This window comes from Pseudomonas meliae, from assembly GCF_001400515.1.
Classification (GTDB): domain Bacteria; phylum Pseudomonadota; class Gammaproteobacteria; order Pseudomonadales; family Pseudomonadaceae; genus Aquipseudomonas; species Aquipseudomonas amygdali.
Genome location: NZ_LJQT01000025.1, coordinates 1 through 21,514, shown reverse-complemented (window position 1 = coordinate 21,514; position 21,514 = coordinate 1). Strand labels below are relative to the sequence as shown.

The 21,514-nt window shown below is 59.7% G+C and carries 16 protein-coding genes and 3 pseudogenes; 11 read left to right on the top strand and 8 right to left on the bottom strand.

What is annotated here, in order from left to right:
• Positions 1 to 111: 111 nt before the first annotated feature.
• Both ALO64_RS26720 and ALO64_RS26715 read left to right on the top strand, forming a co-directional pair.
• Positions 112 to 1,401, top strand: a pseudogene (locus ALO64_RS26720) (HAMP domain-containing protein); the annotation flags it as partial.
• A gap of 15 nt (positions 1,402 to 1,416) precedes the next feature.
• A complete protein-coding gene (locus ALO64_RS26715) occupies positions 1,417 to 2,262 on the top strand; it encodes a methyl-accepting chemotaxis protein (protein ID WP_373561842.1) in 846 nt (281 codons plus the stop codon).
• Between the two features lie 41 nt (positions 2,263 to 2,303).
• On the opposite strand, the gene ALO64_RS01145 is transcribed toward ALO64_RS26715, so the two are convergent.
• From ALO64_RS01145 to ALO64_RS01125, 5 genes are read right to left on the bottom strand one after another with little or no spacing between them, the layout of a single operon-like run.
• On the bottom strand, positions 2,304 to 3,146 hold the full coding sequence (locus ALO64_RS01145; protein WP_044344838.1) for an energy transducer TonB: 843 nt from the start codon (positions 3,144 to 3,146) through the stop codon (positions 2,304 to 2,306).
• Positions 3,143 to 3,589: a protein TolR gene (gene tolR, locus ALO64_RS01140; RefSeq protein ID WP_044344837.1), complete on the bottom strand. Its 447-nt coding sequence runs from the start codon at positions 3,587 to 3,589 to the stop codon at positions 3,143 to 3,145. Before tolR ends, ALO64_RS01145 begins: the two co-directional genes overlap by 4 nt.
• Positions 3,590 to 3,598: 9 nt before the next feature.
• Positions 3,599 to 4,309, bottom strand: a complete 711-nt coding sequence (gene tolQ, locus ALO64_RS01135) for a protein TolQ (RefSeq protein WP_044344836.1) — start codon at positions 4,307 to 4,309, stop codon at positions 3,599 to 3,601.
• 55 nt (positions 4,310 to 4,364) lie between these two features.
• Positions 4,365 to 6,293, bottom strand: a complete 1,929-nt coding sequence (locus ALO64_RS01130) for a phytase (protein WP_044344835.1) — start codon at positions 6,291 to 6,293, stop codon at positions 4,365 to 4,367.
• Positions 6,294 to 6,330: 37 nt separating this feature from the next.
• Positions 6,331 to 8,847: a TonB-dependent receptor gene (locus ALO64_RS01125; protein ID WP_044344834.1), complete on the bottom strand. Its 2,517-nt coding sequence runs from the start codon at positions 8,845 to 8,847 to the stop codon at positions 6,331 to 6,333.
• Between the two features lie 523 nt (positions 8,848 to 9,370).
• Here ALO64_RS01125 and ALO64_RS01120 point away from each other — a divergent pair.
• Positions 9,371 to 10,285 carry a GGDEF domain-containing protein gene (locus ALO64_RS01120; protein ID WP_044344833.1) on the top strand — a complete coding sequence of 305 codons (915 nt, stop codon included), beginning with the start codon at positions 9,371 to 9,373 and terminating at the stop codon, positions 10,283 to 10,285.
• A 9-nt stretch (positions 10,286 to 10,294) separates the two neighbouring features.
• The gene (locus tag ALO64_RS01115; protein ID WP_044344832.1) at positions 10,295 to 11,332 is read left to right on the top strand and encodes an AraC family transcriptional regulator; all 1,038 of its coding nucleotides are present in this window, start codon (positions 10,295 to 10,297) and stop codon (positions 11,330 to 11,332) included.
• A 7-nt stretch (positions 11,333 to 11,339) separates the two neighbouring features.
• Here ALO64_RS01115 and ALO64_RS01110 read toward each other — a convergent pair.
• The 3 genes and pseudogenes from ALO64_RS01110 to pmrG all read right to left on the bottom strand — a co-directional run bounded on the left by ALO64_RS01110 (position 11,340) and on the right by pmrG (position 13,581).
• Positions 11,340 to 11,997: pseudogene (locus tag ALO64_RS01110) on the bottom strand (response regulator transcription factor).
• 19 nt (positions 11,998 to 12,016) lie between these two features.
• Positions 12,017 to 12,886, bottom strand: coding sequence for a phosphatase PAP2 family protein (locus ALO64_RS01105; protein WP_005731974.1), 870 nt, complete (start codon positions 12,884 to 12,886; stop codon positions 12,017 to 12,019).
• On the bottom strand, positions 12,886 to 13,581 hold the full coding sequence (pmrG, locus tag ALO64_RS01100) for a lipopolysaccharide core heptose(II)-phosphate phosphatase PmrG (RefSeq protein WP_044344831.1): 696 nt from the start codon (positions 13,579 to 13,581) through the stop codon (positions 12,886 to 12,888). Before pmrG ends, ALO64_RS01105 begins: the two co-directional genes overlap by 1 nt.
• Positions 13,582 to 14,100: 519 nt before the next feature.
• Here pmrG and ALO64_RS01095 point away from each other — a divergent pair.
• The 7 genes and pseudogenes from ALO64_RS01095 to ALO64_RS01065 all read left to right on the top strand — a co-directional run bounded on the left by ALO64_RS01095 (position 14,101) and on the right by ALO64_RS01065 (position 21,431).
• Positions 14,101 to 15,255 (top strand): mandelate racemase family protein, encoded by a 1,155-nt coding sequence (locus ALO64_RS01095; RefSeq protein ID WP_005731972.1) that lies wholly within the window; start codon positions 14,101 to 14,103, stop codon positions 15,253 to 15,255.
• Between the two features lie 86 nt (positions 15,256 to 15,341).
• Positions 15,342 to 16,964 (top strand): ABC transporter substrate-binding protein, encoded by a 1,623-nt coding sequence (locus ALO64_RS01090; RefSeq protein WP_044344830.1) that lies wholly within the window; start codon positions 15,342 to 15,344, stop codon positions 16,962 to 16,964.
• 40 nt (positions 16,965 to 17,004) lie between these two features.
• Positions 17,005 to 18,004, top strand: a pseudogene (locus ALO64_RS01085) (ABC transporter permease).
• Entirely contained in the window at positions 18,004 to 18,909 is a 906-nt protein-coding gene (locus ALO64_RS01080) for an ABC transporter permease (protein ID WP_016981374.1), read from the top strand. The pseudogene ALO64_RS01085 and the gene ALO64_RS01080 overlap by 1 nt, the downstream one beginning before the upstream one ends.
• Before the next feature lie 49 nt (positions 18,910 to 18,958).
• Positions 18,959 to 19,798, top strand: coding sequence for an ABC transporter ATP-binding protein (locus ALO64_RS01075; protein WP_044344840.1), 840 nt, complete (start codon positions 18,959 to 18,961; stop codon positions 19,796 to 19,798).
• Between the two features lie 10 nt (positions 19,799 to 19,808).
• Positions 19,809 to 20,573, top strand: a complete 765-nt coding sequence (locus ALO64_RS01070) for an ABC transporter ATP-binding protein (RefSeq protein ID WP_044344829.1) — start codon at positions 19,809 to 19,811, stop codon at positions 20,571 to 20,573.
• A 135-nt stretch (positions 20,574 to 20,708) separates the two neighbouring features.
• Positions 20,709 to 21,431, top strand: coding sequence for an oligogalacturonate-specific porin KdgM family protein (locus tag ALO64_RS01065; RefSeq protein ID WP_044344828.1), 723 nt, complete (start codon positions 20,709 to 20,711; stop codon positions 21,429 to 21,431).
• Positions 21,432 to 21,514 lie beyond the last annotated feature (83 nt).

The window sequence follows — 21,514 nt, the reverse complement described above, 5'->3', positions numbered from 1 at the left end:
CCAACTGAGCTATCGCGGAATGAGCGCTATGTTACTGATTAGGAAAAGGAAGTCAAGCGAGGGACTGAAAAATTTTCTGCGTTGCGGCTTGCGCGATATCGGTTGTTCCTGATGACCCACGGGAGAATACCTCTAGTGCCTTGTGCGACGCTGGACGCAGCCGATCGTATTGAAGTTGGCACTTTTGTCACATCAAGAAATATCTATCCCGGTCGACACCTGAGTCAGGTAATTCCTTTCCTACGGATCAGGTATAACAAAAAAATGGCCTCGCTCAAGACAGTACAAGCTCGCTACACCGCAACCTTCGTAGGATTCATGGCGCTGGTCGTTGTTCTGACGGTTTATGGCATCGGTCAGTTCGTGTCCCCCAGGCTTACGGCCAACGATGAAAACATGCTGACCGCCAAGGCGGCAGACATCAGCGATGAGATCAAGACCGAGTTGGCGCGCGTACAGGCGCAGGCGCGGGTGATCACCGAGCTGGTGCCGCAGCTGTCCAGTGACGATATCGACCGCTTGCTGCCGTTCATGGTCAACCAGTACGGCGAAGCCAAGGTATTCGGCGGCGGGATCTGGCCTTTGCCGAACGTGCGCACGCCCGGTCGTGCCAAGCACAGCACCTTCTACCACCGCGATGCGTCGGGAAAATTGATCGTCAACACCCATTGGAACTCGCCTGAGTCGCTCAACTATTTCGAACAGGGCTGGCACAAAGGCGGCTTGAACTCCCCTGCTGGCCAATGCGCCTGGGCGCCCGCCTATCAGGATGCCGCCAGCCCGGAACCGCGCACCAACTGCGCCATGGCCATTACCAAGGACGGACAGCCTTGGGGCGTGTCGACCATCGACGTGACGCTGGGCTTCTTCAACAAGCTGGTTGAAGCCAAAGAGCAGGAAGTCCATGGCCGGATCATGATCATTGAGGCCGATGGCAAGATTCTGTCCAACGTGCCGGGCAGCAGCGACAAGATCGTGCTGCGCAACGTCTCCGAACTGGCGGCGCAATCGCCGTTCATCAATGGCATCAAGTCGGCACTCGCCGTCAAAGGTACTGGCACCTCGCGTCTGACTTACCAGAACAGCGATGGCGAGGAGTCAACCCTGTTTCTGATGCCGGTTGCTGGAACGCCCTGGTTGCTGGCCGTTTCGCAAAACACCGATCTGCTGAAAAGCCAGAGCGAAACCGTCCTCAAGACCCTGGCCTGGCTGCAGATCCCGATGGTTCTGGTGCTGCTGGTGCTGATGATCGTTGCGTTGCGCACGCTGATGAACCGTCTGGGCGTGCTCAAAACCAACATCGACACGCTGTCGGCCGGTGACGCCGATCTCACCCGGCGCATTGCCGTCAAAGGGCACGATGAAGTGGATCAGGTGGGTGAGTCGGTCAACAACTTCATTGCCTACCTGCAACGCATGATGCTCGACGTCAGCAGTTCCACCAGCGAGATTGCCAGCGGTATCGAACAACTGCGCAGTCAGGCGGGCGTTACCAGTGCCATTCTGATCCGTCACGCCAACGAAACCGATCAGGCCGTTACTGCGATCACCGAGATGTCCTCCACCGCGGACGAAGTGGCCCGCAGCGCGGCGCAGACCGCAAGCTTCACGCAGTCGGCCAACGAGAACGCTCAGGTATCGAAAACCGTTGTTGCGGACGCTTCTGACAGCGTGAATGCACTGATCAGCGAGGTCGATTCGGCCACCAGCAAAGTGCAGTCGATGGAGCAGGACGCCAAGCGCATCAACGCGGTGCTGGCGGTGATTGGCGAAATCGCCGGGCAGACCAACCTGCTCGCACTTAACGCCGCCATTGAAGCCGCGCGCGCCGGCGAACAGGGTCGTGGCTTTGCGGTCGTGGCCGATGAGGTGCGCGCCCTCGCCGCTCGCACCCAGGCCAGCACGTCGGAGATCAACGAAATGCTCGGCAGCCTGCAACAAGGCGTCAGCGCAGCAGTAGCCGCGATGGAAAAAACCCGCCAGAGTTGCCAGACCACGGCAGGCAAAACCACTGCCGTAACAAGCGGCCTGGACGACATGACTCGCTCGGTTCTGCAGATCAACGACCTGAGCACGCAAATCGCCACAGCGGCCGAGGAGCAAAGCGCGGTGTCAGAGGAAATCAGCCGTAACATCATTGCCGTTCGCCACATCGTCGAAGAGCTGGTCGAAGGCGGCTCCAGTAACGAACGCAGCACCGCTGCCCTTTCCGAGTCCAACACTCGCCTGATTGCGCTGGTAAGGCGCTTCAAGGTCAGTTAAAACCTGTGCGGGCCTGCCGCAGCTTGCGTCAGGCCCGCTGTCTATTTGATCCGGTAGTGGAAAGTATTCTTCACCCCGGACACGGTCACTGCCCTGCCCTCGACAACCCGTGGCTGATAACGAAAGGTTTGCGCTGCGGCCAGTGACGGACGGATGAACAATGGATGGCACGCACCCTGCACTTGCGGGTTGACCACCGTGCCTTGCGGCGATACGTCGTAGACAACCGTGCAATCACCCTCGATGCCTTTGTCCAGAGCCCGTTCGGGATAGTCCGGAGCCTCCTTGCTGAGTGGCTGATACTGGCTGCTGTCAGCGGCGGCCTGCTGTTGTGCTGATTGCTGCGCCTGGCGGGCGCGCTCGGCAGACTGACGCGCCTGTTCGGCCTGACGTTGTTGCTCAACCTGCTGACGTTGCTGTTCGGCCAGCCGCTGCTGTTCCTGGCGCTTTTGCTGCTCGGCTTCGTGCAGGCGCTGAACGCTCTGTTGCTGTTCGCGCTCGCGCTTTTGCTCATCAACGCGCTTGCGTGCCAACGCCGCCTGTTCGACCTGGCGCTGCGGCTCTGCCTGCGGTTTTGCAGCTTCCACCGGCTGGGTAATCGGCAGCAAGGCCGGTGCAGGTGGCGGCAGCTGAACAGGCTCGACAACCGGCGCAGCGGCGACTGGAGCCGGCTCAGGCGCTGGCGGCAAAATCACTAATTGCGTGGTCAGGGTTCTGCTCTGTGCGGGCGGTGCTTCGTGCGGGCTCCAGCCGAACATAAGACCGCCCAGCAGCACGCCATGCAATGCCAGCGCGATGGCAGCGGCCAGGCCATTGCTGCGCAGCCAGGGCCCATTCACCCATTCGCGGCGCGGCGGGTGGTAATCGAGGGCCAGGGTGTTCATTGCGGGGCCTCGGTCACCAAGCCCAATTGCGTTACGCCACTGCGTTGCAGCGCCGCCATGGCGGCGACTACCCGGCCATAATCAGCCTTGTCATCGGCACGGATGAACACTTGCGTGTCCTTGCGCTCGGCAACCAGTCGGGCAATGCGCTCCTGCATGTCTTCAAGGCTCGCAGCCTGATCGGTCTGCACCTGAGTATCGACCGTGTCGCCCAGGTTCCAGTAGTAGCCGCCCTGCGCCTTGACGGACAGGGTCACGATGCGCTGCCGGGTATCGCTAGCGAGTGCTTCGCTGGCCACTTTGGGTAACTCGATTTTCACCCCTTGGGTCAGCATCGGTGCCGTGACCATGAAAATCACCAGCAGCACCAGCATCACGTCGATGTAGGGCACGACATTCATTTCGGCTTTCGGGCCATGTTTGCGTTGTGGTTTGACCAGCATGACAAGTCCTCAGGCCGCAGCGGCCATGTTGCGGGTCAGGCCTTGCAGGGTGCGGTTCAGGCGCACCTGCAGTTCATTGCCGAAGCTGTAGTAACGGGCCGTGAGCGTCTGGCCACGCGCGCCAAAACGGTTGTAGGCGATAACGGCAGGAATGGCGGCGAACAGGCCGATGGCCGTGGCAATCAAGGCTTCGGCAATACCCGGCGCGACCGTCGACAGTGTGGCCTGCTGCACTTGAGACAGGCCGATGAAGGAATTCATGATCCCCCAGACCGTGCCGAACAGGCCGATGTAGGGGCTGACCGAGCCAACCGTAGCGAGAAACTGCAGGCCTTTTTCCAGTTGCAGCTCCTGCTCGCTGATCGCGACCTGCAATGCGCGTTCGACGCCTGACAGCACCACGTCAGGCTCGATGCCGGGACGTGGCTTGAGTTGCACGTACTCGGCATAACCGGCGTTGAAGACGCGCTCGATACCGTCAGCGCCCTCTTGAGCCGAACGGCTGTCGGAGTACAGCGGTGCCAGCTCGGCTTCACCGCGAAAGCGCTGCTGAAACGCATCCAGTGTCCGCTCATAATGGCCCAGCGCAAGACTGCGCTGGATGATCAGGTACCAGCTGACCAGCGAAGCGAGTAACAGAATCAGCATCACGGCCTTGACCAGCAGGCTGGCATCGCTGATCAGGCCCCAGATAGTCATGTGTTCGAGGGTGGCGTGCATCGTGGTAGTCCTCTGTAATGGAACGAATGATTAGCACCGCTTGATGACAAACGACTTACGGCAGCTTCAAGGTTTTCATCACCTCGGCCCACGGCACGAACTTGAAGTTCTGCGCCTGCTCGGGCATGCGTTTGCGCCCGTCCTGCACCACCAGCATGCCTTTGCTCCAGGGAGCGCCGAGGTTCATGGAGGTCACTTCGATGCCGTCGGTTTCCGAGGTACCGTCAATCCCCGCGTTCGCGTTGAGACCGACCCGAAAAGCGCCGCGCAGTGCGTAAGGCGGCTCGGCATCGACCACCACGTAGCTGTCGTTGCCCTGACTGGAGATCACCAGATAGTCGTGCTTGTCACTCTGATACAGCGCCAGCCCCTCGACATCGGCATGCACCGCCTCGCCCACCTTGATCACACTGGAAAGCGTCGCAGGCTGATCCGCCCGCGCATCGACTTCCCAGACGCCAACGTCCTCTTCACCGAGAAACAGGCGTTGACGCTGGTCATCGGCCACGCAGCCTTCCGGCTGGGTGTCGACCTTGAAGCGGCGTACCAGCTCGCCTTTTGCCTTACCGTCGGACGCGCTGAGCCGATACTGGAGAAAGCTGCCGTCTTTACCGTTGGCGAAGGCGTACAGCTCGCCACTGGCAGGTTTGAACAGGCAGACGCCATAGATTTCCGCCAATGGTGTGGGGATCTCTCCCGCTTCACGAATGACGCCGCTGGTCCGGTCGATGCTGAACAGGCTCAGGCTGTTGTGATCCCGGTTACTGGCTACCGCCAGGTCGACAGTCTTCTTGCCGAGCATGAAGCCTGGGCGTAGATCGACGTTGTTCAGGCGGCCTACCGGTAATTCCTGCAGCTGCTTGCCAGTCAGGTCATAAGCCAGCAGGCCCTGCTTTTTGTTGGTGCCCAACACGCGACTGAGCGCCGGATTTTTCGGGTGGACCCAAATGGCCGGGTCGTCGGCGGCGTCACCCTGACGCCCGACCGGCTGGCTCTGACTCGCCGCCATGACAGTCGGCAACGGCTTGGCGTTATTCACCGGTTTGGGCGACCAGCTCAGTTCCCCCTGATACAGGCGCTCGCCGTCATTGTCGTTAACCAACACCTGCAAGCTGTTCTTGCTCTCACGCACAGAAAGCCCTTCCGGCTTTTTCAGGCTCATCAGCGACAGATCGGCCACCGGCGTCCAGCTCTCCAGCGAATCCTGCTGCTGATAGAGATGCAATGCCTTGCCTTTCGGGTCCAGCGCCAGCAAACCGCCCGGAACAATGGCCATTGCCCCCGCCGCCTGTTTCAAATCGCCAAACGGTTCGCGCAGAGCCACAGGCTGACGCGCGACCTCAGCCTCGGGGTGCGCCGAATAAGCCCACCAACCGATGTTTTGTTCATTGACGAACAACCTGTGCGCAGCGTCATCGACCTGACAAAACTCGGCTTTGGGTGGTAGCGGCAGGTTGCGCACCAGGCGTGGCTCGTCGTTCAGTCGATTATCTGCGCCAATCAGCCATTGTTCGCCCTTGCCCTCCTCGCCCACCAGAAACACAAACAGGTTGCTGGCGTCATCGCGGTACAGGCACAGACCGGCCACTGAATAATCGCGTGCGGGCAGATAAACCGGCTTTGACCAGTGTGCTCCGGTCGGATCGAGCTGGGTCAGCATGGCCTGCTGGCGGGCATTATCCAGCGTTGCAATGAGCACACTTGAGCCTGTAGTACGGCTGTCGAGCCCTTGGAACGACCCCGGCATTTTCGCCAGCTCGCGGCCCTGCTCATCCAGCAGCAACAGACCGGCCTTGACGCTCGCGGCCAGGCGGCGGGTGCCGTCACTGCCCGGCAGAAAGCTCGCCGATTGAGCCTTGAACGAAGCATTTTCAGCCCAGCGTGTCAGGTTCAGGTCCATCGGCGGCGAAGCGTGCGCAGCTTCGGCCGCAAGACAAAGCAGTAGCGCCAGGCACGCTGGCTTGGGTGATAACGAAATGATCATGAACGGTTGAATCCTTTGAATGAGCGCGTCAGGTCGATCAGAAGTGAGTGAAGGTCAGGCCGACTTTGTAGGTCGGGCCGTATTCTTCGTACTGGCCGTTGTAGGCGCGATGACCGCTGTAGACGAAATACGGCTGATCGGTGAGGTTCTGCGCCTCGAAGCTGACCTTGAGGTTCTTGGTCAGTGAATAGCGGGCGCTGAAATCGACGAAAGTCTGCGCATCCACGTACTGGTCGTGGTCCTTGTCGCCGATCGACGCCAACTCGTAGAGATAGGCCGATTTGTAGTTGGCGGACAGACGCAGACTCAGCTTGTCGTTCTCCCAGCCGAGCATGACGTTACCGACGGTTTTCGACTGGCTGGGCAGGTCGATGTCGCGCTTGCGGTTGGTGCCGGTGCTCTGGTCGAAACCGTTGATGCTCGCGTCGGAACGGCTCAACGTGGCGTTGGCGCCCAGCAGCAGACCGTTCCATGGCGATGGCAGCCAGTCGAGCTTTTGCGAATAGGCCAGTTCCAGGCCATAGAGCTTGGCCTTGTCGCCGTTGGCGTAGGTGTTGGCTTCGGAGAAGTTCGTCCACTGCCCGGTGCCCGCCAGGTCGGTGTTGTAGACGAAATTCTGGATGTCCTTGTAGAACACGAACGCCGACACCGTCCCCGCTCGGCCCATGAAGTGTTCGATGCCCAGGTCAAGGTTGCTCGACTCCAGCGGCTTCAGATTCGGGTTACCGAAAGAGGCTTCGTCATCGTCGATTACAAAGCCCGGCGCCAGTTGCCCGAACGTCGGGCGCACCACGGTTTTGGTCCAGGCGGCGCGCAACTGGGTGCTCTTGTCGATCTGATAACGGGCATGCAGACCTGGTAACCAGTGGTGATAGCGGCGGTTGGTGGTACTGGACTCGAATGTCCCATCGCGCACGCCAGTTCCTTTGGCGTCCATCTCCGTGCCCTCGTAACGCAGACCGGCGATGAAGCGCCATTTATCGACATCCAGCGTATTCATGAAGTAACCGGCATTGATGTCTTCGTTGATCTTGAAGTCATTGGCCCGGCTTTCCGACGCGTCGTAGGCGTCGGCGGCGTTCAGGCCGCCGATCAGGCCCTTGACCGCAGTGGGACTGATACCGCTGCCGAAATTGCCCAGTCGATAGTCGATGGTGCCTTTCTGGAACTGTGTCAGGTTGAGTTGCTGATCGCTGAAACCCTGATCATCGAAATCGTCGTATTTCCAGACTTCCAGATCGTTGCTTTTGTCGCGTCGGCTGACCTTGCCGCCAAACTTGAACTGCGAGGCATAGCCCTTGAAGTCGTAATCGCGGGCCAGGTCGAGGCGCACGTTCTTCTCGGTGTCTTTGGTGTACTGCTTTTCCCGGTCGACCTTGTCCAGAGTAAAGTTCGAATTGTCGTAGAACGAGGGATCGACGATGGGCCTTGGCTTGTCGCGGTCGTAGAAACCGGTGTCGGCAAAATCATCGTTGCCCACGAATGTGGCCCCGGCAATATGGCTAGGGCTGTCTTCACTGGACTCGCTGTAACCGGCCTGGCCGCTGAGCGTCCACAGGCCGACCATACGTTCGCCACCGAACACGTAGGACTGGATTTCCTGAGTTTCGGTGCGCGCCTTGAGCTTGCGCGTGCCCTCGGCATCGCCGGTCTGCCCTGCGCTCTGGGCATTGGCAAATTCGAAACCGTTGGTGGTGCGCACCTCATCATCCTTGAAACGGCTGTACAGGGTGCGCAGGTAGTATTTGCTGAGGTCATCGGGTTTGTAATCGAAGTTAAGACCACCCCCGGTGCGCTCGCGGCTGATGTCGTAGTCGCGTTGTTCAAACGATTGCAGTCGCGAGCCGTCCCAGTCTCCGCCGGTCTCGACGTTGTCGGAGCCGAAATCACGCTTCTGCCAGCTCAGTGCTGCCGCCACACCGAAGTTGTCGATGCCGTCGCCAAGGCTGAAACGATTGCTCGCCGCGCCAGAAAACTTGGGGCTGGTCTGGTGGGTGTTCTTGTCGTAGCTGGCTTCGCTGCTGCCGGTGTAGAACAGGCCTTTGTGGTCGAAGGCAGAGAGGCTTTCGACATCGACTGTACCGCCCAGCGAGTTGGCGTCCATGTCCGGGGTCAGGGTTTTGATCACTGACAGTGACTGCACCAGTTCGGCAGGCAGCACATCCAGCGCTACGGCGCGTCGGCCACTTTCCGGGGCAGGCACCAGCGTGCCGTTGATGGTCACGCTGTTGAGGTCAGGCGCCAGTCCCCTGACGGTGACAAAGCGCCCCTCGCCCTGATCGCGCTCGACGCTGACGCCCGGCATGCGTTGCACTGCTTCGGCGACGTTCTGGTCCGGTAGCTGCACAACACCGTCGGCATGCACCACGCTCTTGATGCTGTCGGAGCTGCGTTGCTCCTTGAGCGCGTTGTCGATACTCGCCGCCTGCCCGACCACTTGCACGTGCTCGGTGGTATCGGCTTCGGCCGCCTGTAAACGTTCGCTGGCAATGACAAATGCCAGCGCGCTGAGTGTGAAGCCGACCAGTTGAGCCCTGCTGCGACGCCTGTGCATGTTAAGTCCTCCCCCATAATCCCGACAGGCCAGGCAAATGACCCGGCAACTGGAGGCGCAAGCTAGAGCCGCGCAGTGACGGTTCTGTGACAGGTAACGGGCGCAGGGGCTGGAAACAGCGGGTTTGAGGGTGATTTGGCAGGCAAATGAGCTGATTTGACTTTCAGGCGGGGCTGGCCGGAATCAAAAGCCGATGTGCGTATGACTCTCGTTCCAACGCTCCGCGTTGGAATGGAGTTCGTGACGCTCCGCGTCGCCAGTGCCACCGTGATCGAGAAGCACGTATGGCGACCTCCTGCAGACGCAGCATGACATTGTGCTGCTCCGGAGACTTGTGACGCAAAGCGTCACGAACCGCATACGTTTGGCAGGCGAACCAGCCGGGTGGCGGTCAGGCGCGTAGAAAAAACCTGCAACACACGTGAGCTGATTCGACCTTTCGCGGTCCGCGTTACCCGTCACCGAAGTGTCATGTACATCTGTTCTGCTGGCCGATAACCAGCAGCTCGGGAGCCGTCTTTTCATGTTCAGGATCATCCAACCCCATCGCTGGAAACTCGCTGCGCTGATGGTCGCTTCCAACCTGGGCCTGCTGGCCTTTCTGGCATTTGGCAACGTCAAACAGGTCAGCGAATGGCAATGGCTGGACATCGTCGGCGAAGGCGGCTCCGCGCTGCTGTCGCTGGTCTGGCTGTTTCTGGTGTTCAAGAGCCGACCAGCCGGTCGGGTCACCAATTACCTGTCGACAGGCCTCAGCTGTGTGTTCTTTTCCTGGTGGATCGACGCGCTGGACGAGTTCATTCGCCTGCCCAGCCACATCCAGTGGGGTCACTGGCTGGAATCCGGACCGATGCCAATCGGCCTTATCCTGCTGACCCTCGGTATCTATCACTGGCATCGCGAGCAACTGGCGATCAGCGCGCAGATGGAAAAGCGCGAGCGTGGCTTTCGTGAGCATCGGCTTTACGACAAGCTCACACCGCTGGGCAGCGCCGACTATCTGAAACGCCAACTGGTCGTCAGCCTTGAAGAAAGCCTCTGCCAGCAGCAACCGTTGTCGCTGCTGGTACTGGATGTGGATGACTTCAGCGCGATCAATAACGCATTCGGTCATGCCGAGGGCGATGAGGTTCTATCGGCGCTCAGCCATCTGCTGGTACTCAATTTGCGCCGCCAGGACCTGCTCTGCCGTCTGGCGGGCGACCGGTTTGTGGTGTTGTTGCCCAATACCGGAGAGAGTCAGGCGAAACTGCTGGCGCTGGAGCTGCAACAGGCGGTTGCCAGCCTGGCGCACAAGACTCGGCGACAAGGTGAACGCATTCAACTGTCGGCCAGCGTGGCGGTGGTCATGGCCCTCAATGAAACGCCGGACAACCTGCTGCGTCGCCTCAACCTGTCGCTGGCCCGCGCCCGACGTCCCCTGACCCGTACTGCCTGAGCGACTGCCGTGACTCTCAAAAGTGACTGGTACGAAGCCGACAGCCGCTTCATCCCCGGCCATTACCAGCCGGCTACGCTGATTGATCTGGCCTTGTCGCGCGGGATCGACAGCCATCGCCTGCTCAAAGGCACAGGCCTGTTCTACGAAGACATCGTTGCGGGCAAGACGCGGCTCAGTGCGCAGCAATTCTTCGTTCTGATCGGTAACGCGCAACGCCAGATGGAAGCCGACGACACCAGTTTCCTGTTCGGCCAGCGACTGTTTCCCGGCCATTACGGCGCCGCAAGCCATGCGCTGCGTCATGCGCAAAACCTGCATCAGGCGCTGGAAATCCTGATCCACCAGTATGCGCTGCTCAGCCCGCTGCTGACGCCGCGTCTGGAGCTGGATGAGCATTTTGCCTACCTTTACTGGCTGGACAGTTGCGGCGCTGGCGAACAGCAACGCTTCCTGCTGGAGGCCGGTATGACTGCACTGGTCGCGATGAGTCAGTTGCTCAGCGGGGAACGGCTGCCGTGGGAATGCAGTTTCTGTCACGAGGAACCGCGCTACATCGAACAATACTGGGTGCATCTGGGCGAGAACACGGCATTTCGCCGCCCGCTGGACATGATGCGCCTGCCCCGGCATTACCTCACCCGCGCGTGGCCAGGCGCATCACCCATCGCCGTGCAGGTCGCACAACAGGAAGCCGCCGGGCAACTCGCTGCGCTGGGTATGCCATTCAGCCTGCTGGACCAGTTACACCAGCACCTGCGTGACAACGTGCGCCAGGCTACCAGCCTGGAACAGGTTGCAAATGCCTTCGCCATGAGCCCGGCTACGCTGAAGCGCAAGCTACACAAACACGGCACCAGCTTTCAGGCCCAGCACGACCTGGCGCGCAAGCATCTCGCGCTGTACCTGTATCAGATCAAGGGGCTGAGCAACGAGGCTGTGGCGGACTACCTGAACTTCAACGATCCGGCCAACTTCCGCCGCTCGTTCAAACGCTGGACCGGCAGTACACCGACCTTGATCCAGCGCCTGTTCAATTTCGACTGAGCAGGCTTCAGCGCTGTACACACAACTTGTAACCCAGGCCATGAGCGGTATGCAGCAACGGCGTCTCGTGGTCGCCGTCCAGCACCCGCCTAAGGATATGAATGTTGCTTCGGGGCATCACGCCCCCAAAGCACTTCTTCCAGCTCGGATCGCTTCACGATATGGGGACTTTTGCGCATCAACAATTCCAACAGCTTCATGTTGGTCGGGTTGAGCTTCAAAGGCACACCGTTGCGGGTTATCTCAAGGGTATCCAGATCGAAGTGCAGGTCAGCGACCACCATCACCCGGTTATCCTTGCGCTGGCGTCGGCCCACCACCGCTTCGACCCGGGCGAGCACCTCGGACATTGCAAACGGTTTGGTGATGTAATCATCGGCACCCACCTTGAAGCCGGTAAGACGGTCATCCAGCTCATCCCGCGCACTGAGCATCACAATGGCGACTTCGGACTTCGAATACTGGCGCAGACTGCGGCAAATCTGGTTGCCGTCAATGCCCGGCAACATGATGTCGAGGATGATCGCGTCGAAGCGCTTCGAGGCCGCCAGGTGCAGCCCGCTATGGCCGTCCAGCGCACATTCTACCGCGTGCCCCCTGAGTTCGAAGAATTCCAGCAGGTTATCGTGAATGTCACGGTGGTCTTCAATAACCAGAATGTTCATTGCAGCGCCTTCTTGTTTTCTACCCGGCCGAGCGGGACCCTGTTGCCATTGAATCGGCAGGTTGAGTAAAAAATTCATCACGCCGACCGGAAACCGCTGCGTTACGAATTGGCTGTTGCAACCTGGATCGTCCATAAAAGCACAGTGCGACCAGCAGCGTGCTCAGCCACACCACGATACCCGCCCAGAACGTGTGCGACATAAAGTGCCAGCCTTGCAGCACCCGCGTAGTGCCGTAGATCATGCCAAGTACGAGAATGCCCGCCAGCAGGATGTTGGAATGATGCCAGCAGTAGCGCCGAGCCACAAAGTACAAGGCCAGCAGACTGAATGCGCTTGACGCATGACCGCCCGGCCAGCAACGCCCGGCACCGGCTTCATGCAGAAAATTGAAGTTTCGGAACCACTCGATGTGCGCCTCGCTGCCACCGTACAAGGTGGTTTCAACGGGACAGTACACACTAGTGTGGCTTTTCAGGTAATGGATCATGCCGGTGCTTAGCGCAAAGGCAACGATCACGAAAAAGAAGTCCAGCCGATGCCTGCGCGTAAAGCGCAGAAGCGCCTCTGTCCGGGAACCCGACAGGCGCCTCATGAAGCGCGAACCGGCCTTTTTTTCCAGTAAAGGCCAGACGAACGACAGCATCGCACCGATGATCGCCAACTCTCCGGTCCAGTCCGGGATTATTCGCGCCCACTTGTGCGTGATGGTCTCGAACAGATGCATCTGCCCGATGGGAAATACTCCGGCTGCCGAATCAAAAAACAGGTCACTCAACTGTCGGTCAATACTGGTCAGGTCGAATGTCACGAAGACCAGTAGAGCGAAAAACACGGGCACACCCAGATTGACGGCGTAAAACCGCAGCCTGGGGCTGGAAGATGTCATCAATTGAATTGCTCGCTGTTGAGGTTTGCCCATTGCCCGGAGGTCAGGGAGCCGAGAATTTTAGGACGGTGGGTACCATCCATCTGCACGAAAAATGCCTGAGCGTATTCACTTGAACGCTCGCCACCGATCACGCCGACCTTGCGTTCGAACTGGTCGATACAGCCACTGTGCGTCACCAGCACCAGATTTTCGCCACTGACCTTGTGGTTTTCCACGACCTTCATGAAACCGCCGTCACAGTCGTTGATCCAGTCCTGAGCGGCCACGGAATGGCCTGCCAGAAGTTGTGCAGTCTGCTGAGTGCGGGTCTTGGGGCTGGCGATCATGCGCACATGGTCCATGCCAATTTTCTGCAAACCGGCGCCCACGGCCAGTGCCGCATCCCGCCCGTTGGAGGTAATGCCGTCAGCATCGCTCATGCAGGGGTTGCTAGAGCGGTCGCAGCGTTCGGCGTGCCGAACCATCACCACCACATCACCTTGCCGCCAATGCTCGCGAAGACCGGAAACCTTCAGGTTGCTGCCAACGCCCAGATCCACTACATGCACGCTTGAGAACGCCGTATAAAACCAGGCGCAGATCGCCAGTAATACGACAGTCACCGTTATCGAGACGATGTGCTGATGCACTTTGTGGCGCTGCTGAATGCCCGAATCGGCAAGCACATTCTTGTTTATTGTCGTGTCAGCCAAGTGACCACTCCTGCCATGAACCTATGTGTGGTGTTGACTCGGGAGGTGCCTGATGTCTTCACTGCTCCCGTGCAGGCAAGATAGGTTCAGCATCGTGCTGACGCAGTGAAGAGGATGTGAAAAACATGTTGTGGCCCAGCGCCATGTTTTTTACGAAAGCCCTGAAAACGGGGCTTTGCGGCTTTTCTGACTTGAACATGAAGATAATTTAAGCGTTTTGCGGAAAATTCAGCGCGCCGCCCTGCCCTGCACGGGGCGTTCCTGGCGCGACGGCAGGTTGCGTGCAGCACTTAATGCTATTCAGAGGCCAAAGGTATAATGACTTAAACGCTGTCATCCCGCTCAAACACCCCACGCCACTCACCGCGATTCGCTCATAACCGCCTATAACGCCCATCAATACAGGAAATAGTCGTCATACGACTATTGACATCGTCCTACAAGACTGCAAATAATCACCCCAATGTTGTATGACGACATACTAATAACCTGATAACAACAATATCCATGAAGGTCCTCATGAAAATCACCTCGGTCAGTGTCGACGTTTTTTCCTTCCCTTCACGCCGCGCTGTAGACAGCGCAGGTCATGCCCATCCAGGCGAAGAAAAACCGGTCAGAATGGCCATGCTGCGTATCGCCTGCGACGAGGGCAGCGAAGGATTTTCCTTTGGCCCGCCCGAACTGATCCGCCCGCACATCATCGAGTCATTCGTGAAAAAGGTGCTGATCGGCCAGAACCCGATGAATCGTGAAAAAATCTGGCAGGAACTGGCTCACTGGCAACGCGGCAGCGCCAGCCAGTTCACCGACCGTGCACTGGCACTGGTAGAGCAGGCGCTGTGGGACCTTGCCGGACGCGCCTTGAAACTGCCCGTGCACAAACTGTTGGGCGGCTATCGTGACAAGGTACTGGCCTACGGCTCGACCATGTGCGGTGACGACTTGCCCGGCGGCCTGTCCACCCCGGACGAATACGGTCAGTTTGCCGAAAAGCTGGTAAAGCGCGGCTACAAAGGCATCAAACTGCACACCTGGATGCCGCCGATCTCGTTCGCCCCCGACCCGCGCATGGATGTGCAAGCCTGCGCCGCGGTGCGGGAAGCGGTAGGCCCGGACATTGCCCTGATGCTCGACGGGTATCACTGGTACAGCCGCACCGACGCGCTATACATCGGGCGTGAACTGCAAAAGCTCGACTTCGCCTGGTTCGAAGAGCCGATGATGGAAGACTCTGCCGAATCCTATGCCTGGCTGGCGGCCAACCTGGACATTCCGGTGCTTGGCCCGGAAAGCATTGCCGGCAAGTACCACAGCCGCGCCAGCTGGGTGACCAACAAGGCCTGCGACATCCTCCGCGCTGGCGTGGCTGGCGTCGGCGGCATCGGGCCGTGCCTGAAAGTCGCGCATCTGGCCGAGTCGTTCGGCATGGACTGCGAAGTCCACGGCAACGGCGCTGCCAACCTCGCCGTGGTCGGCGCGATCAGCAACTGCCGCTGGTACGAACGCGGCCTGCTGCACCCGTTTCTTGAATACGACGATGTACCGGCCTACCTCAATACGCTGGTCGACCCAATGGACAGCGACGGTTTCGTGCACCTTTCCGGGCAACCGGGACTGGGCGAAGACATCAACTTCAGCTATATCGAGACACACACCGAACAACGTTACTGACTGGCAGCATTGCGAAGGGCACGCCGAGCGCCCTTCGCTCGACATCTCGACACAGCGTCTTATAAATATAAAAAAGGACTGCCCCCATGAAGCTCTGGCTCAAGCGCCTGCCCTGGCTGCTATGCCTCGCCCTGACGGCGACACTCGTGCACACCCCGCCCGCTCTGGCGCGCGGTGAAACACCGGTCGATCAACTGGTGGTCGGCATGAGCATGATCAACCTGCTGTCCCTGGACCCGGCAGGTGCCACCGGCCTTGAGGTGTCCGAGGTCAACGCCAATGTCTATGACATGCTGCTGGAACAGGACGCTGCCCGCCCCGACCAGCTGATTCCGGCACTGGCCGAGCGCTGGGAAATCAGCCCCGACCGCATGCGCCTTACCTTCCACCTACGCCCGGGCGTGACATTTCACTCCGGCAACCCGCTTACTGCCCAGGACGTTGCCTGGTCGCTGCAACGTGTGGTCACACTCAACAAGGCCCTGGCTTCCACCTGGAAAGCCTACGGTTACACCGCTGACAACGTCAGCAAACTGATGCGCGCCGAAGGACCATCGACCTTCGTGCTTGACCTGCCCAAAGCCACCGACCCCATGCTGGTGCTCAACACGCTGGCAACCTCGCCCAGCGCCTTCGTCATTGATCGGCTGACCGCGTTGCAACATGCCAAGGGGGACGATCTAGGTGCCGCCTGGCTGACCACCAACACAGCGGGCTCCGGCGCATTCAAGCTGGACATCTGGCGTGCCAACGACGTGATTCTGATGAGCCGCTTCGAGCAATACTGGCGCGGCCCGGCCAGACTGCGCCGGGTGATCATGCGCAACATGACCGAATCCCAGGCGCTGCGCCTGATGGTGGAGCGCGGAGACCTGGACGTGGCGCGCGGTATGGCGGCCACCGATATAAAGGCACTGACCCGCTCGAAAGACGTCAATGTACAGACCATCCCGCGCGGCACTCTGTACTACATCGCACTGAGCATGGAGCAGCCACTGTTTCAGGATATCCGGGTGCGCCAGGCAATTCGTGCGCTGATCGACTATCAAGGCATCAACTCCGTGGTCATGCCGCATTACGGGCTGATCAACCAGCGCCCGCTGCAACTGGGGCTGGCGGCCAGACTGGATGATCCGGGCTATGCACTCAACGTCGCCGAGGCCAGGCGCCTGCTCGCCGAAGCCGGGCACCCGAATGGCTTCAAGATCACCATTCGTTCGCTGACCGATTCGCCCTTCATCAACATCGCCACCAGCCTGCAATCGACCCTCGCCCAGGCAGGTATTCAGGCGTCGATCATTACCGGCACCGGCAATCAGATCTACGGCGCAATGCGCGACCGGCGCTTCGACATTCTGGTCGGGCGTGGCGGTGGTGGTGCCGAGCGCCATCCGCACTCCAGCCTGCGAGCGCTCATTTACAACCCGGACAACCGCGAAGAAGCCAGGTTGAGCAACTTTCAGGGCTGGCGTACCTCGTTCTACAACGCCGAGATCAACCAGCTGATCGAGCAGGCCGAACGCGAGCGTGACGCCAGCAAGCAACTGGCCGACTACCAACGCATCCAGACCCTGTATGACCAGAAAGCCGGGCCGATCATGCCGATTTCGCAGATGACCGATGAAGTGGTCATTCACGCTGACGTCCGGGATTACCTGGGTCACAGCGCCGCGACCACGCGCCTGCGTGACGTCTACAAGCAACGCTGAGCCCATGCGTTCAATCGCTCAAGCCAAGGCAGGAATAACCATGTCGAGTGCATCGATTTCAATTTGGAGCAGTCGGGTTGCCCACGGCACCCGTCGCAGCGGATCAGTGGCGGCGACCCTGTTCGGCCTGTTGTTGCTCACTTTCTTCATTGGCCGGGTCATGCCGCTGGACCCGGTACTGGCCATCGTTGGCCCTGACGCAGATGCGACCGCCTACGCTCAGGCGTATCAGGAACTGGGCCTGGACAAGCCGCTGACCACCCAGTTCGTCATGTACCTCAGTGACCTGCTGCACGGTGATCTGGGCAAAGCCCTGCTGACCGGCCACCCGGTGATAGACGACATCGCGCGGGTCTTCCCGGCCACGCTGGAGCTGGCCATTGGGGGTGTATGCCGCCACCCATCAGGGCCGCAGCGGCGACCATATTGCCCGGGTCATTACCCTGTTTGGCTATTCCACACCGATCTTCTGGCTGGGCATGATGGCTTTTCTGGTGTTCTACGCCTGGCTGGGCTGGGCCGGAGGGGTTGGACGCATCGGTCTGGCCTATGACGGCCTGATCGAAACCCGCACCGGTCTGTTGCTGATCGATACCGCGCTGTCCGGCGACTGGGAGGCCTCTCGCAGCGCACTGCGCCACATCCTCCTGCCTGCGGTAATCCTCAGTTTCAATTCGGTGGCGTATATCAGCCGCATGACCCGCAGCTTCATGCTCGAACAGCTCTCGCAGGAATACATCATCACCGCCCGGGTCAAGGGCCTGTCGCAGCGACGCATCGTCTGGGGCCATGCGTTCCGCAACATCCGCGTGCAACTGCTGACCATCGTCGCCCTTGCCTACGGCGGCCTGCTGGAGGGCGCGGTGCTCATAGAAACTGTGTTCGCCTGGCCCGGTTTTGGCCAGTACCTGACCAGCAGCCTGCTGCTGGGCGACATGAATGCCGTGATGGCCTGCGTCCTGCTGATCGGGTTGATCTTCGTGATCCTCAATCAGATCAGTGACGCCCTTTATAAAGTCTTCGACCCGAGAACCCGCTGATGACGACTTCCATTGCAAGCAGCGCCACGCCCATGGTTCAGGCGCCAACCTCCAGCCTCGCAGCATTGGCCGCCAGCAGTGCGCGCCTGATGCGTTTTCTGTTGCGCAACCCGATGACGCTGGCGGGGCTGATCGTCATCGGCACGCTGATGATCGTCGCGCTGTTCGCGCCATGGATCGCAACTCATGACCCGCTGGCTCAGGACCTGTCGGCCGCGCTGCGCATGCCCGGTGCACAGAACTGGTTCGGCACCGATGAATACGGCCGCGACGTGTTCAGCCGATTGGTCTACGGCTCGCGCATCACGCTGTACATCGTGATGCTGGTGACGGTGATCGTCGGCCCGATCGGCCTGCTGATCGGCACTGTGTCCGGTTATTTCGGCGGCTGGGTCGACAGCCTGTTCATGCGCATCACCGACATCTTCATCTCGTTCCCCAGCCTGGTGCTGGCACTGGCCTTCATCGCCGCCCTGGGCCCTGGCCTGGAACACGCAGTCATCGCCATCGCCCTGACGGCCTGGCCACCGATCGCCCGCCTGGCGCGGGCCGAAACCCTGTCGCTGCGCAACGCCGACTTCGTTGTCGCGGTGAAGCTACAAGGTGCCTCGGCAGTGCGCGTGATCGGCCGTCACATCATTCCGATGTGCCTGTCTTCGGTGATCATCCGCCTGACCATGAACATGGCCAGCATCATTCTCACCGCTGCTGCACTGGGCTTTCTCGGCCTCGGCGCACAGGCGCCGTTGCCGGAATGGGGTGCGATGATCTCCAGCGGCCGTCGTTACATGCTGGAAAGCTGGTGGCTGGTGGCGGCACCCGGCGCCACCATCATGCTGGTCAGTCTGGCGTTCAACCTGTTGGGCGACGGATTACGCGATGTACTTGACCCACGCAGCGAATGACACGCATCGAACAATAATAAAAGGGGCTAATACCATGTCACACACAGCCATGCCACAGATAAAGCTTGCAGTAGAAGATTTACGCGTCGAGTTCAGTCATGCGGGCAAGGTCACGGCAGCCGTTCGCGACGTGTCATTCAGCCTTGGCCGGGAAAAGCTGGCGATTGTTGGCGAATCGGGATCAGGCAAGTCCACGGTCGGTCGCAGCCTATTGCGTCTGCATCCGGCAACAGCCAGGGTGACGGCAAAAACCCTGCGTTTCGGCGATATCGACTTGCTTGAATGCAGCGAAAAACAGATGCAGAGCATTCGCGGGCGGCGCATGTCGATGATCATGCAGGACCCGAAATACTCGCTGAACCCGGTGATCAAGGTAGGCGAACAGATCGCTGAGGCCTATCTGACGCATCACAGGGTTTCGAAAAAGGAAGCCCGCGAACGCACGCTGGACATGCTGGCCAAGGTGCACATCCGCGAACCGGCGCGAGTCTACGAACTGTATCCCCATGAAGTTTCGGGCGGTATGGGCCAGCGGATCATGATCGCGATGATGGTGATCACCGACCCGCAAGTGATCATCGCCGACGAGCCGACTTCCGCACTGGACGTGTCGGTGCGCCGTCAGGTGCTCAACGTGCTGGAAGAGCTGGTCAGCGAGCGCGATCTGGGCCTGATCTTCATCAGCCACGACCTGAATATGGTCCGTCACTTTTGCGACCGGGTGCTGGTGATGTACGCCGGGCGGGTCGTGGAATCGCTGAACGCCAGCGAGCTGGATCAGGCGCGTCATCCCTACACGCAAGGCCTGTTGGCCGCCCTGCCCAGCCTGGATCATCCGCGTGTCAGCCTGCCGGTTCTGCAACGCGATCCCCTTTGGCTCACTCACTGAGAATGCTCCCATGGCAATGATCACAGTCGATTCACTGAACCTGAGCTTCGGCACTGGCCCAGCGCTGAATCAGGTGCTGCGTGACGTCAACCTGCAGGTCGAGCAAGGCCAGTCGTTCGGCCTGGTCGGCGAATCCGGCTCGGGCAAGACCACCGTGCTGCGCTGCCTGGCAGGACAATATCATCACTGGAGCGGCGCACTGAGCGTGGCCGGCCAGACCGTGCAGCGCAAGCTCGATGCCAGTCACTACCGCACCGTGCAGATGGTCTTTCAGGACCCCTATGCCTCGCTGCATCCGCGCCATACCATTGACGCAGCGCTCAAAGAGCCCTTGAGCATCCACCGGATCGGTGAACGTGACCGTCGCGTCTGTGAAGTGCTGAACAAGGTCGGTCTCAACGAGAGCTTTCGCTTCCGTTACCCGCATCAGCTGTCCGGCGGCCAGCGCCAGCGCGTCGCTATTGCAAGGGCGCTGATTCTTGAACCACGCGTGCTGCTGCTCGACGAACCTACCTCGGCACTGGACGTTTCGGTGCAGGCAGAAATTCTCAACCTGCTGGCCGACTTGCGTCATCAGCAAGGCCTGACCTACCTCATGGTGACCCACGACCTCGGTGTAGTGGCGCACTTGTGTGACCGGGTTGCGGTCATGCAGCAAGGCCAGGTGCTGGAAACCCTCGACAGCAGCCAGTTGATCAACAACCAGGCTTGGCACGAGTATTCGCGACTGCTGATTCAGGCCAGCCGCGACATGGACCTGCGCCCGACGGGATGAGCCGCCGCCGGGCTCACGAGCGCTGAACCCGTAACCCTGCCGACACTGTGATCCCCGGCCCTCTCGGCCAAGGGATCCGGCTGCCTGCGATTTGCCTCAACACACCCAAAACAGCCATCAAACAAGAATAAAAAAATGAAAAAACCACTCGCACTGATCTCTCTGACTGCTCTGTTCCCCGGCGCCTGGGCGTATGCCGATAGCGCGTACATCAACTACCGTCACCAATATGCAGAAAGCACGCGCATGCATGCCGACCAGGTCAAATTCGGCAGCCGGCTGGACAGCGGCTGGGGCTTCGAAGGTGAACTCAAATACAAGACCGCAGGCGACCGCCAGGACGTGGCGTTCGACAACACCGTCGGCAACGGCCACGAATTGACGGTCAGCTATCAATACCGGCTTGACGAAAAATGGCTGCTGACGCCTTCGTTTGCACTGGAAAGCATCGAGAAATCGACGGCCTATAAAATGGGCCTCAAGCTGGGCTACAAAGTAAACGATCAGTTGAGCGTGTCAGGCCGCTATCGCTACGACTCGATCAAGCTGGACAGGGACAAGGTCAACCACGAAATGCCTGACAACCAGATGGACGATCAGTCGATCAATCGTTACGACGTCTGGGTCAACTACGCCAGCAAAGGCCCGTGGGCTTACGAGTATCAGTTCACCTACTTCGATGCCGACTACATTCGCTATGACAACGGCAAGACCGACTACGAACAGAATGCGGCCTTCAAATACAAATGGGACAAGCGCTGGGTGCCGTTCTTTGAAGTCGGCGACATCAAGGTCGATTCCGAAGATGACAAGCGCCAGCTGAGATTGCGCGTAGGCGTGCAGTACAACTTCCTGTAGCGCATCCCACTGGAGCACACCATCGTGCGACGCTCCGCGTCGCATGCATTGTCTGGCTTCTGATTATCGTGCCGACGCTCCGC